Annotated in this window: 8 protein-coding genes; 3 read left to right on the forward strand and 5 right to left on the reverse strand. The window is 71.3% G+C overall.

Translation table 11 applies throughout. The features are described from left to right. The 3 genes from ACIRVK_RS03450 (at position 1) to recQ (ending at position 5,582) form a co-directional block, all read left to right on the forward strand. Entirely contained in the window at positions 1-1,575 is a 1,575-nt protein-coding gene (locus tag ACIRVK_RS03450) for an NADH-quinone oxidoreductase subunit M (RefSeq protein WP_404243515.1), read from the forward strand. Next, the gene (nuoN, locus tag ACIRVK_RS03455; protein WP_404243517.1) at positions 1,572-3,230 is read left to right on the forward strand and encodes an NADH-quinone oxidoreductase subunit NuoN; all 1,659 of its coding nucleotides are present in this window, start codon (positions 1,572-1,574) and stop codon (positions 3,228-3,230) included. Before ACIRVK_RS03450 ends, nuoN begins: the two co-directional genes overlap by 4 nt. Positions 3,231-3,584: 354 nt before the next feature. Next, complete coding sequence (gene recQ, locus ACIRVK_RS03460) at positions 3,585-5,582, forward strand: DNA helicase RecQ (protein WP_404243519.1); 1,998 nt, start codon at positions 3,585-3,587, stop codon at positions 5,580-5,582. Positions 5,583-5,666: 84 nt separating this feature from the next. Here recQ and ACIRVK_RS03465 read toward each other — a convergent pair whose 3' ends face one another. Genes ACIRVK_RS03465 through ACIRVK_RS03485 form a run of 5 tightly spaced genes read right to left on the reverse strand, consistent with a single transcriptional unit; the run spans position 5,667 to position 11,802 of the window. After that, positions 5,667-8,525, reverse strand: coding sequence for a fumarate reductase/succinate dehydrogenase flavoprotein subunit (locus tag ACIRVK_RS03465; RefSeq protein WP_404243521.1), 2,859 nt, complete (start codon positions 8,523-8,525; stop codon positions 5,667-5,669). Positions 8,526-8,554: 29 nt separating this feature from the next. Beyond that, a complete protein-coding gene (locus ACIRVK_RS03470) occupies positions 8,555-9,355 on the reverse strand; it encodes an ABC transporter ATP-binding protein (RefSeq protein ID WP_404243523.1) in 801 nt (266 codons plus the stop codon). After that, the gene (locus ACIRVK_RS03475; RefSeq protein WP_404243525.1) at positions 9,339-10,220 is read right to left on the reverse strand and encodes an ABC transporter permease; all 882 of its coding nucleotides are present in this window, start codon (positions 10,218-10,220) and stop codon (positions 9,339-9,341) included. The genes ACIRVK_RS03470 and ACIRVK_RS03475 overlap by 17 nt, the downstream gene beginning before the upstream one ends. Further along, positions 10,217-11,560 carry an ABC transporter substrate-binding protein gene (locus tag ACIRVK_RS03480; protein WP_404243527.1) on the reverse strand — a complete coding sequence of 448 codons (1,344 nt, stop codon included), beginning with the start codon at positions 11,558-11,560 and terminating at the stop codon, positions 10,217-10,219. The genes ACIRVK_RS03475 and ACIRVK_RS03480 overlap by 4 nt, the downstream gene beginning before the upstream one ends. Before the next feature lie 14 nt (positions 11,561-11,574). Then, complete coding sequence (locus ACIRVK_RS03485) at positions 11,575-11,802, reverse strand: ferredoxin family protein (protein WP_030180763.1); 228 nt, start codon at positions 11,800-11,802, stop codon at positions 11,575-11,577. Between the last annotated feature and the right edge of the window lie 42 nt (positions 11,803-11,844).

Below are 11,844 nucleotides of genomic sequence, written 5' to 3' on the forward strand. Positions count from 1 at the left end.
ATGTCCTTTCCTCTGCTGACAGCGACGGCGGTGCTCCCGGCGATCGGGGCGATCGCCACGGCCGCCGTACCGGCCGCGCGGCGCACCGCCGCCAAGTGGCTCGCGCTGGTCGTCTCGCTCGCCACCCTCGCCCTGGCGATCGTCGTCCTGGTCCGCTTCGACCCGGGCGGCGTCCGCTACCAGCTCACCGAGTCCCACGCCTGGATCAAGGACTTCGGCGTGCGCTACGAGTTGGGCGTGGACGGCATCGCGGTGGCGCTGATCGCGCTGACCGCCCTGCTGATCCCGTTCATCATCCTCGCGGGCTGGCACGACGCCGACCCGCTGGAGACCGGAAGCAGGCGATGGCGGCCGACCCAGGGCTTCTTCGCCCTGATCCTGGCAGTCGAGGCGATGGTGATCATCTCCTTCGAGGCCACCGACGTCTTCCTCTTCTACATCTTCTTCGAAGCCATGCTCATCCCGATGTACTTCCTCATCGGCGGCTTCGGGGACCGGGCGCACCAGCACGGCGAGGAGGCGGCGTCCACGCAACGGTCGTACGCGGCCGTGAAGTTCCTGCTCTACAACCTGGTCGGCGGTCTGATCATGCTGGCCGCGGTGATCGGGCTGTACGTGGTGGCCGGGAACTTCAGCCTCCAGGAGATCGCGCAGGCGCGTGCCAACGGCTCGCTGCACATGGCGACCAGCACCGAGCGCTGGCTGTTCCTCGGCTTCTTCTTCGCCTTCGCGGTGAAGGCGCCGCTGTGGCCGCTGCACACCTGGCTGCCCAACGCCATGCAGGAGTCCACCGCCCCGGTCGCCGTCCTGATCACAGCGGTCGTCGACAAGGTCGGCACCTTCGCGATGCTCCGCTTCTGCCTTCAGCTCTTCCCGGAGGCGAGCAAGTGGGCGACGCCAGTGATCCTCGTACTGGCGCTCATCAGCATCGTCTACGGCGCGCTGCTCGCGGTCGGCCAGCGGGACATCAAACGCCTGGTGGCCTATGCGTCGATCTCGCACTTCGGCTTCATCATCATGGGCATCTTCGCGATGACCAGCCAGGGCCAGTCCGGCGCGACGCTCTACATGGTCAACCACGGGATCTCGACGGCCGCGTGGATGCTGCTCGCCGGGTTCCTCATCTCCCGGCGGGGCTCGCGGCTCATCTCCGACTACGGCGGCGTGCAGAAGGTCGCCCCGGTGCTCGCCGGCACGTTCCTGATCGGCACGCTGGCAACGCTCTCCCTGCCGGGACTCGCGCCCTTCGTGAGTGAGTTCCTCGTCCTGGTCGGCACGTTCACGCGCTACCCGGCGATCGGCATCATCGGCACCTTCGGCATCGTCCTCGCCGCGCTCTACGCTCTCGTCCTCTACCAGCGGACGATGACGGGCCCGGTGAAGCCGGAGGTCTCCGCGATGCCGGACCTCAGGGCCCGTGAGCTGGTGGTGGTCGCGCCGTTGATCGTTCTGTTGATCTTCCTGGGCGTCTACCCGAAGCCGGTGACGGACATCGTCAACCCGGCCGTGAAGTCGACCCTGTCCGACGTACACAAGAAGGACCCCAAGCCTGAGGTGGAGGCGGTGGCCAAGTGAGCGCAGCAGCCGTCCACAGCCTGTGGACAACGGCGGCCACGGCGGCCGAACCGATCGCGAAGATCAACGCGCCGAAGATCGAGTACGCACAGTTGTCGCCCACCCTGATCGTCGTGGGCGCGGCGATCGTCGGGGTACTGGTCGAGGCGTTCGTGCCGCGCAGGTCCCGGTACTACGCCCAGGTGTTCGTGTCCGCCGTCGCGCTCGTCGCCGCCTTCGCGGCGGTCGTGGCGCTCGCGGCCGACGGATACGGCACCACCAAGGCGCACATCGCGGCGATGGGCGCGATCGCGGTCGACGGGCCGTCCCTGTTCCTGCAGGGCACGATCCTGCTGTCCGGCCTCGTCGGCCTGTTCACCTTCGCCGAGCGGCGCCTGGATCCGGCGGCGCACGGCAACCGCGTCGACTCGTTCGCCGCGCAGGCCGCGTCCGTGCCGGGCAGCGACAGCGAGAAGGCGGCCGTGAAGGCCGGGTTCACCACCACCGAGGTGTTCCCGCTGCTGCTGTTCGCGGTCTCGGGCATGCTCGTCTTCCCGTCGGCCAACGACCTGCTGACGCTTTTCGTGGCCCTGGAGGTCTTCTCCCTGCCGCTCTACCTGCTGTGCGCGCTGGCCCGCCGCAAGCGGCTCATGTCGCAGGAGGCCGCGGTCAAGTACTTCCTGCTCGGCGCCTTCGCCTCCGCGTTCACCCTGTTCGGCATCGCCCTCCTGTACGGCTACGCGGGCTCGGTGTCGTACGCGACGATCGCGCAGGTCGTCGACGGCACGGTCACCAACGTCGATCCGGCCCTCGCCGGCACCATGGGCAACGACGCGCTGCTGCTCGTCGGCGGCGCGATGATCATCATGGGGTTGCTGTTCAAGGTGGGTGCCGTCCCGTTCCACATGTGGACCCCGGACGTCTACCAGGGCGCGCCGACCCCGGTGACCGGCTTCATGGCGGCGGCGACCAAGGTGGCGGCGTTCGGCGCGCTGCTGAGGCTGCTGTACGTCGTCCTGCCCGGCATGCGCTGGGACTGGCGGCCGGTCATGTGGGCGGTCGCGATCGTCACCATGCTGGGCGGTGCGATCGTCGCGATCACCCAGACCGACATCAAGCGGCTGCTGGCGTACTCGTCGATCGCCCACGCGGGATTCATCCTCGCGGGTGTCATCGCGACCACGAAGGACGGCGTGTCGTCCGTCCTCTTCTACCTGGGCGCGTACTCCTTCGTGACCATCGGCGCCTTCGCCGTGGTGACGCTGGTGCGCGACGCGGGCGGCGAGGCGACCCACCTGTCCAAGTGGGCGGGCCTCGGGCGCCGTTCACCCCTGGTGGCGGCCGTGTTCGCGGTCTTCCTGCTGGCCTTCGCCGGTATCCCGCTGACCTCCGGCTTCGCCGGGAAGTTCGCCGTGTTCAAGGCGGCGGCGGAGGGCGGGGCGGCCCCGCTGGTCGTGATCGGTGTGATCTCGTCCGCGGTCGCGGCCTTCTTCTACATCCGCGTGATCGTGCTGATGTTCTTCAGCGAGCCCAGGCCCGAGGGTCCCACGGTCGCCGTGCCGTCGCCGCTGACGATGACCGCGATCGGGCTCGGTGTCGTCGTCACGCTGGTGCTCGGCATCGCGCCGCAGTACTTCCTGGACCTGGCGAGCCAGGCGGGAGTGTTCGTGCGCTGACCCGGACGGGTAGGCGACCGGCCCCGGTTTCCCTCGTGGGAGCCGGGGCCTTCGCGCAGGCGCGCGGTCAGGTGTAGGTCTTGGCGAGATCGGTCCAGACGAAGGCGTCGGTGTCGGCCTGCGCGGGAACGGCGGCCGGTGAGAAGGCAGCGGCCATCGCCACGGTGATGGCGGCCTTGAGAGGTCGAGGGGACCTCGTGGTGCTCCCTGTGGTCGGGGGACAGGCGGCCACCCCCGTCCCGCCCGAGCAGCATGCGTGCCGTGCCGCACAACCTGTGGACAACCCCGACGCTGTCGGTGCCGGCACCTATCGTGGAGGCAGTGGTCGAGGGACGACGTACGGGGGACAGGACTATGGGCGGGACGGGCGGGATCATCGCGATGCCAAGGGCGACCGAGGTGGCAGGGACGGCCGAGAGCGAGGCGCTGGCCACGCTGCACCGGGTCTTCGGATACGAGGCCTTCCGCGGCGAGCAGGAGGCGGTCATCGAGCATGTGGTGGCCGGCGGCGACGCCGTGGTCCTCATGCCGACCGGCGGCGGCAAGTCGCTGTGCTACCAGATCCCGGCCCTGGTCAGACCCGGTACGGGAATCGTGGTCTCCCCGCTCATCGCGCTGATGCAGGACCAGGTGGACGCGCTGCGGGCGCTCGGCGTGCGCGCCGGGTTCATGAACTCCACGCAGGACTTCGACGAGCGCAGGGTGGTGGAGGCCGAGTTCCTGGCCGGGGAGCTGGACCTGCTCTACCTGGCACCGGAGCGGCTGCGTCTGGACACCACCCTGGACCTCCTCTCCCGCGGCAAGATCTCCGTCTTCGCGATCGACGAGGCGCACTGCGTGTCCCAGTGGGGGCACGACTTCCGCCCCGACTACCTCTCCCTGTCCCTGCTCGGCGACCGCTGGCCGGACGTCCCGCGGATCGCGCTCACGGCGACGGCCACCCGCGCGACCCACGAGGAGATCACCCACCGGCTGAACATGCCGGCGGCCCGGCACTTCGTGGCGAGCTTCGACCGGCCCAACATCCAGTACCGCATCGTGCCCAAGGCCGACCCCAAGAAGCAGCTGCTGGGCTTCCTGCGCGAGGAGCACGCGGGCGACGCGGGCATCGTGTACTGCCTCTCCCGCAAGTCCGTGGAGGCGACGGCGGAGTTCCTCTCGCGCAACGGCATCGAGGCGGTCCCGTACCACGCGGGCTTGGACGCGGGCACCCGCGCGGCGCACCAGTCCCGGTTCCTGCGGGAGGAAGGCCTGGTCGTCGTGGCGACCATCGCCTTCGGCATGGGCATCGACAAACCCGACGTCCGTTTCGTCGCCCACCTCGACCTGCCGAAGTCCGTCGAGGGCTACTACCAGGAGACGGGCCGCGCGGGCCGGGACGGCCTGCCGTCCACGGCCTGGATGGCGTACGGCCTCAACGACGTCATACAGCAGCGCAAACTGATCCAGTCCGGCGAGGGCGACGAGGCGTTCCAGCGCCGGGCCGCCGCCCACCTGGACGCGATGCTGGCGCTGTGCGAGAGCGCCAAGTGCCGCCGCGGGCAACTCCTCGCCTACTTCGGCCAGGACCCGGACCCGGCGGGCTGCGGCAACTGCGACACCTGCCTGACCCCGCCGGAGACCTGGGACGGCACGGTCGCCGCACAGAAGGTGCTGTCGACGGTGGTGCGGCTCCAGCGGGAGCGCGGACAGAAGTTCGGTGCGGTGCAGATCGTCGACATCCTGCTGGGCAAGCGCACCGGCAAGGTCATCCAGTTCGACCACGACCGGCTGTCCGTGTTCGGCATCGGCGAGGAGCTCACCGAGGGCGAATGGCGGGGCGTGGTAAGGCAGTTGCTGGCGCAGGGGCTGCTCGCGGTGGAGGGGGAGTACGGCACGCTGGTGCTGACCGAGACCAGCGGCTCGGTGCTGCGCGGGGACCGGGAGGTACCGCTGCGCAAGGAGCCGAAGAAGCCGGTGACCGCGCGGTCCGCGTCCTCGTCGGCCGGCAAGGGCGAGCGCAGAGCGAAGGAGGCCGCGGTCGAGTTGCCCGAGGCGCTGCAGCCGGCGTTCGAGGCACTGCGCGCCTGGCGCGCCGAGCAGGCCCGGGAACAGGGCGTCCCGGCGTACGTCATCTTCCACGACGCGACGCTGCGGGAGATCGCCACGGCCTGGCCGACCTCGGTGGGGCAACTGGGCGGCATCAGCGGTGTCGGCGAGAAGAAGCTGGCGACGTACGGGGAGGGCGTGCTCGAGGTACTCGCCTCCCTGGGGGAGGCCCCCGGCGCGGCCGCGCCGGCGGACGACAGGCAGGCAACGGATCAGGACTGGCCCGAGCCGGTCGGGGAGCCGGAGCCGGACGACTGGATATAGGGCGTCCGGTGTTGGGCGACGGACGGCGCAAGCGCAAGGGCGGCCCGCCCTACGGTGAGACCTGCGCCGTCCTTCCGGCGGCGGTCACAGCGCCCGCGCCGCGTACGCCCTGACGTCCGCGTCGGTGTCCGTCGTGGACGTGGCGAGGGCCGCGCGGGCGTCGGCGGTGGCATTGTGCCGGGTCAGGGCCAGGACGGCGGCCTTGCGGACGTCGGCGTTCGGGTCGGCGAGGGCCTTCGCGAGCGCGGGAACGGCCACCTCGGGCTCGGCGGCGGACAGCGCGCTGGCGGCGCCCGACCGGACCTGCCACGCCGGGGCGGACAGGGCGGCTACGGCGCGCGCGGCGAGCGGTGCCGGGCAGCCGGTCGTATCGAGCGCACCGTAGGCGGCTGCTTGGACCAGGGCGTCCGGGTCCTCGGTGAGGTCGGCCAGGGCGGCGAGGACGGTGGCCCCGGCGGTCGGGGGTTCGGCGTTCCCGGAAGCGTCGGTCCCCGCCCCGCTGTCGGCCCACACCGTCGCCAGCCCCTTGGCGATGGTCACGCGGACCTCGCGGGACGGGTCGGCGGTGGCCGCACGGGCCAGTTCCGTAGCGGCGTCGACCGAGACCAGGGCTCGCACCGCCTCGATGCGCACCGGGATCTCGGAGTCCGTCAGCGCCTCGGCGAACAGCGCCGCGTCACCGAGGCGCAGGGCGCGCAGCACGTCCAGGGAGGCGGCGCGGACGACCGGGTCGGACACGGTCAGCGCGGCGGCGAGACCGTCCCGGAGAGTGGCCTCCGCGGGCAGTGTCTCGACGAGTTCGCGCAGTGAGGCGGCGGCCGCGGCCCGCACCTCTGCGGCACTGTCGCGCAGGGCCTCGGCGAGGGCGGGGCCCGTGCCCGGCGGCACCGTCTCGGTGAGCACGGCGACGGCCTCACGGCGGACGGCGGGTGCCGGGTCGGCCAAGTAGGGCCGCAGAGCGCCGAGTTCGGGTTCCTCCTCGGCGAGGGCGACGAGTTCGAGGAGGCGGGCCGAAGCACGCTCGGGGTTCGAGAGCGCGGACTCGGAGACGTCGGAGACGTCGTGCCGGTCGTTCCCCGAGGCGCCGTCCGGCTTCGGGCCGACATCCGGTGTCGCGTCTTGTGTACCGGCCGCCACCGGTGCCAGGTCCCGTGACCCGGCCGTGGCGACCTCCTCGGGGTGGACCTCGCCGAGGTGCCGGGAGGGGCCGCCCACCGGCGTGAACTCGTCGACGGGCACGAGATAGGGAGCCACGGGACGGGCCGTGAACTCCATCGCACCAGAGGGGGACTTGTGCAGGTCGAGATGGTGGAACCAGGAGGTGTCGTCGCGATGGGGATGGTCCAGTCGGTCGTGGTAGAGGCCCCAGCGGGACTCCGTGCGGGCCAGCGACGCGCGCGCCGCCATCTCCGCGCAGTCGCGGATGAAGGTGACCTCGGCGCACCGCATCAGCTCGTGCGGGGTACGGGCCCCCATCGCCGCGATGTCGGCGCGCATCCGCTCGAAGGCCTCCAGGGCGAGGGAGAGCCGGGCACCGGACTTCGGCGGTGCCACGTAGTCGTTCACGAAGCGGCGCAGCTTGTACTCGACCTGGGTCTGCGGCGGCCCGTCCGGGTTGCGCAGCGGGCGGTAGATCAGTTCGTGCGCCTCGCGCAGCTGGTCCTGCGGCAACTCGCCCTCGTAGGCCCGGTACTGGGAGGCGTCCGCCCCCGCCAGGTCCCCGAAGACGAAGGCGCCGATCATGTAGTTGTGCGGCACGCAGGCCAGGTCACCGGCGGCGTACAGCCGGGGCACGGTCGTACGGGCGTGGTCGTCCACGCGTACCCCCGAGGCCGAATGGCCGCCGCACAGGCCGATCTCGGAGATGTGCATCTCGACGTCGTGAGTGCGGTAGTCGTGGCCCCGGCCCGAGTGGAAGGTTCCGCGCGTGGGCCGTTCCGTGGAGTGCAGGATCGACTCCAGCGCCGAGATCGACTCCTCGGGGAGATGACTCAGCTTCAGGTACACCGGCCCCCGGTCGGACGCGACCTCCGCCGCGAACTCGGCCATCATCTGGCCGGACCAGTAGTCGGAGTCGACGAAGCGTTCGCCGTGCCGGTTGACCTGGTAGCCGCCGAAGGGGTTGGCGACGTAGGCGCAGGCCGGGCCGTTGTAGTCCTTGATCAGCGGGTTGATCTGGAAGCACTCGATGCCGGTGAGCTCGGCGCCCGCGTGGTACGCCATGGCGTAGCCGTCGCCCGCGTTGGTCGGGTTCTCGTACGTGCCGTACAGGTAGCCGGAGGCGGGCAGGCCCAGCCGGCCGCAGGCGCCGGTCGCGAGGATCACCGCGCCCGCGCGCACCACCACGAACGCGCCGGTGCGCGTGTTGAAGCCGACCGCCCCCACGGCCCGCCCGTCGGCGGTGAGCACCCGCACCGGCATCACGCGGTTCTCGATGCGGATCCGCTCCCGCATCTCGCGCCGCCGCAGCTGCCGGTACAGGACCTTCTTGACGTCCTTGCCCTCCGGCATCGGCAGCACGTAGGAGCCCGAGCGGTGCACCTGGCGGACCGCGTACTCGCCGTGCTCGTCCTTCTCGAACTTCACGCCGTACGACTCGAGCCGCTGCACCATGCCGAAGCCGCGGGTGGCGGTCTGGCGGACGGTGGACTGGTCGACGATGCCGTCGTTGGCGCGGGTGATCTCGGCGACGTAGTCGTCGGGCTCGGCGCGGCCGGGGATGACCGCGTTGTTGACACCGTCCATGCCCATGGCGAGCGCCCCGGAGTGGCGGACGTGGGCCTTCTCCAGCAACAGGACGCTCGCGCCGTGCTCGGCGGCGGTCAGCGCGGCCATGGTGCCGGCGGTGCCGCCGCCGACGACGAGGACGTCGCAGGAGATCTCCTCGGCCTCGTCGAGGGCCGGAATCTTGAGGGGGGTGTCCACCAGAGTGCCTTTCACCATCCGAGTCGCGGACCGGGTGCCGGTCCGGGTCACGTGCCGAGCGAGGAGAGGACGTCGCGCCGCAGCGCCACGCGCGCGGGGTCGTCGTGCGCCCCTCGGTCGCGCGTGCGCGGCACCTCGCGTACGGCGGTCAGCCGGCCGTTGCCGAGCAGGGCCACGCGGTCGCCGAGGAAGAGCGCCTCGTCCACGTCGTGGGTGACGAAGACGACGGTCGCGCCCGTGTCGCCGAGCACCTCCACCAGCAGGTCCTGCATGCCGGCGCGGGTCTGGGCGTCAAGCGCGCCGAACGGTTCGTCCATGAGGACGGCCCGGGGTGCTCCCGCGAGGGCGCGGGCCAGCTGGGCGCGCTGGCGCTGGCCGCCGGAGACACGGTGCGGCAACTGCCGAGCGTGCGCGGCGAGTCCGACCCGCTCGAGCCAGGAGTCGGCCTGGGCCCGGCGTTCGGCGCGGGCCAACCCCTTGATCGCGAGGGGGAGTTCGACGTTGGCCCGCAGGGTGCGCCAGGGCAGCAGGGCGTCCTCCTGGAAGACCAGGGCGCGGTCGGAGGCGGGACCGGTCAGCGGGCCGCCGTCCTGGGTGATCTCCCCGGCGAGCAGCGGCAGCAGCCCCGCCAGGGTGCGCAGCAGCGTCGACTTGCCGCAGCCGGAGGCGCCGACGACGGTGAGGATCTCGCCGGCGGCGACGTCCAGGTCGACGCCCGCCAGGACCGCGGCGTCCGGGCGGCCGAGGGCGGCGCGCCGGAGGGCGAGGCGGGTGCCCCGTACCGCGGTCGGCGCCTGGGCCTCGGTCAGGGGAGGGGTGGTCACGTCCGTGTCAGACGAGGTGCTCATCGCGTGCCTCCTCGGTCGACGGGGCGGTGTCGCTCTTCGTGGCCGCGGGGGACACCGGGGCCGCTGCTCCGGGGCGGACGCCGGGGACGTAGGAGGTCCGCGGCAGCCAGCGCGTCAGACGGCGGCCCAGCAGCTCCACCGCCGTGGAGGTGAGCCAGCCCAGCACGCCGATCGTGACCATGCCGACGAAGACGCCCGCGTAGTTGACGACGGTGTAGTCCTGCCAGGTGCGGTAGCCGACGCCGTACTGGCCGGAGATCATCTCGGCCGAGATCACACAGATCCACGAGACGCCGATGCCCACCGACAGACCGCCGAAGATGCCGGGCAGCGCGCCCGGCAGGACGACCGATGCGAGGACCCGCCGGCGGCCGCCGCCCATCGTGAGCACCGCCTCCTCCCAGACGGGCGTCAGCGCGCGGACCGCGTGCCGGGTCGAGACCAGGACCGGGAAGAAGGCGGCCGTGCAGGTGATGAAGACGATGCCCTGTTCGTTGGAGGGGAACAGGAGGATCGCGACCGGGACCAGGGCGATCGCCGGGATCGGGCGGACGACCTCCAGCAGCGGGCCGAGCAGGTCCTCGGCGAGCCGGGAGCGCGCCACGAGCACGCCCGTCGCCACGCCCAGGACGGCGGCGAGGAGGAAGCCGGTGAGGATACGGGTGAGGCTGTCGGTGAGGTCCGTCCAGTAGTCCGCCCCGGACAGCCGGTCGCCGAAGGCGTGGGCCACGTCGGCGACCGTGGGGAACTGGGAGAAACGCAGCCACAGATCGACCTTCAGACTGGTCAGCAGCTGCCAGATGCCGAGCGCCACCGCCAGCGACCCCACCCGCAGCGCGTACCTGGCCGACGGCCGCCGGCTCACGACGCCCGCCCCAGCGCGTCCGCGTACGTGACGGTCCGCGCGCCGCCGTGCCCGTCGACATAGGCCTTCGCGGTGGCCGGTGCCACGAAGGGCAGGAGCTGCTTGCCGTCGGCCACCCAGACCGCCTTGTCGGCGAACCAGAGGGTGCCGGTGGTGGCGTCGGGGACGTACACGGCGCGGACGCCGTTCTGGTGCCGTTTCACATAGCTCAGCAGTTCGGCGGGGGAGGTGAAGCTCAGTGTCTTCTCGGTGCCCTTCGGCCACACCTCGCTCGCCGCCGCCGGAGGCGGGGAGGAGAGTTGCTTGGCGTAGTCCGCGCGGAGGGCCTTCTTGACGTACTGGTCGTCGACGAAGGAGTCCACGTCGATGTCCCCGGTCAGCTTGGCCGACTTCAGGACCGAGACGTCCTGCTTCAGCGCGGACACGAGCTGGGGCTTGATCGCCGGGTCGAAGGTCGAGATGCCGTGGGCGCCGTTGTAGAGGTAGACGACCTCGGCGGGCAGGCCGGTGGCCTTGGCGACCGACTCGGCGGCGGCGACCGGGTGGGCATGGAGGTAGTCGGTGGCCTCCGCCTGGGCCTTGAGGAAGGCCTCCAGGACGGTGGGCCGCTGCTTGGCGAAGTCCTCGCGGGCGGTGACGCCGTGGAAGGTGGGGAGGTTCAGCTCGGCACCGTCGTACAGGGCCTTCGCCCTGCCCTGGAAGGCGAGCAGGCCGGGCCAGGCGACGAACTGGGAGAGCGCGTCCGCGCTGCCGGCCGACAGGGCCGAGGCACCCACGGCGGGCTGCTGGTTGAGCTTCTCGATGCCCTTGTCGGGGTCGATGCCGGCGCGCTGCAGGGCCCGTACGAGGGTGCCGTCGGCCGCGGAGCCGATGCTGGTGGAGACCTTCTTGCCCTTGAGGCCGGCGAGGGTGGCCAGCTTGGAGTCGGGGGAGGTGACGATCGTGTTGAGGCCGCCGCGGAGGTTGTAGCCGGTGACCGAGACGAGATGGGTCGGTTTGCCGAGCTGCCTGCCCCGGGCCGCGTTGATGAGCAGCGGGAAGTCGCCCATCGAGCCGATGTCGATCTTCCCGGCGGTCATCTGTGCGGTGATGGGGGCGCCGGTGGCGTAGTCCTGCCAGTCGACCTTGTAGGTGTGGCCGTCGTGCAGGGCGTTGAGGTCCCGCTCGAAGTAGCCGAGGGAGCGCAGGAGGGTGCCCGCGGTGACCGTGTTGATGGTCTTGGACTGGTAGCCGACGGTGATGGTGATGTTCTTGCCGTCACCGGCCTCGGCGCTGCCGCCGCAGGCGCTCAGGGGAAGCAGGAGAAGCGCTGCGGAGAGGGGAAGTACGGTGCGTTTCACGGGAGTCGGGCCTCTCACCGGAGCAGATAGGGCATGTTGACCGTCACGGCTCCGGTGGGACAGCGGGCCGCGCACGGGCCGCAGTACCAGCACTCGTCGACATGCATGTACGCCTTGCCGGTGCTGTCGTCGATGGCGAGGGAGTCCAGCGGGCACATGTCCACGCAGAGGGTGCAGCCGTCGATGCACTTCGACTCGTCGATGGTCACGGGCACGTCGGCCCGCTGGGGCGCCAAGGGCATGGCTGTCTCCTGGAAACGGGTCAGCAAGGGGTCGGGAAGAGG

Origin of the sequence: Streptomyces sp. NPDC101152, assembly GCF_044768275.1 — a bacterium.
In the GTDB taxonomy this organism is placed as follows: Bacteria; Actinomycetota; Actinomycetes; order Streptomycetales; family Streptomycetaceae; genus Streptomyces.

What these genes read in the sequence shown, in the direction of transcription:
- ACIRVK_RS03450 (WP_404243515.1), top strand. Translation starts at nt 1, where the DNA reads ATGTCCTTTCCTCTGCTGACAGCGACGGCGGTGCTCCCGGCGATCGGG.
- recQ (WP_404243519.1), top strand. Translation starts at nt 3,585, where the DNA reads ATGGGCGGGACGGGCGGGATCATCGCGATGCCAAGGGCGACCGAGGTG.
- ACIRVK_RS03465 (WP_404243521.1), bottom strand. Translation starts at nt 8,525, where the DNA reads ATGGTGAAAGGCACTCTGGTGGACACCCCCCTCAAGATTCCGGCCCTC.
- ACIRVK_RS03470 (WP_404243523.1), bottom strand. Translation starts at nt 9,355, where the DNA reads ATGAGCACCTCGTCTGACACGGACGTGACCACCCCTCCCCTGACCGAG.
- ACIRVK_RS03485 (WP_030180763.1), bottom strand. Translation starts at nt 11,802, where the DNA reads ATGCCCTTGGCGCCCCAGCGGGCCGACGTGCCCGTGACCATCGACGAG.